The sequence below is a fragment of the Vibrio sp. YT-19(2023) genome (genome assembly GCF_033337395.1).
Genome location: NZ_JAWOQN010000720.1, coordinates 1 through 614, shown reverse-complemented (window position 1 = coordinate 614; position 614 = coordinate 1). Strand labels below are relative to the sequence as shown.

Here is a 614-nt window from a genome sequence, read left to right as displayed (position 1 = left end):
TACAGTAGTCTTCTTGAGTCAAACCGTACGTGTGTTTGATGACGGCAAGTTTTTGTTGGCGCAAGTAGTGGCGAATAAGTGGCTCTGGCAATACACCCCATGCGTCTTCTTCCAAAATGGTGTTGAGCATGTAATCGAAGCTTGAGAAGCCAATGTATCGAGTTGAGAACGGCTGTAAGCCTGGGTTGTCTTTCTCGTTGAGGTAAACCATCAAAGCCTGCATTTGGCTGCGTAGATCTTCATCGGATACGCGACGCATCTTACTTAATCGATGATCAACGCTACACACCGACATCATTCGGATTTTACCCAGAGGTTTGTAAACAATGTGCGGGTCATCAATGCGTTCATAGTCGACACCGAACGCAAAATCGACTTGATGAGTACTGACTAAGTTAGCCAAGTCACCACTAGAGGCCAAGATGAGGTTAAACGTTGTAGAAGGGAATCGATTGTTGAGTCGGTGAGACAGTTCTTGCCACAAATCGTCTGGCAGCGAGTCATCACGCGCCACCCAGACTTCGGCGTTGAAGCCTTCGGATATTTGCGCGCATGTTTTTCTGATTCGTTGAGCTGTGACCAACAAATACTCGCAATCTTTGTAAATTGCTTTT

1 protein-coding gene is annotated in these 614 nt (G+C 46.3%); it reads right to left on the bottom strand.

The genetic code is table 11. The features are described from left to right. The coding region (locus R7E78_RS28085) for a substrate-binding domain-containing protein (protein WP_318058881.1) at positions 1-614 on the bottom strand (614 nt) is incomplete at both ends.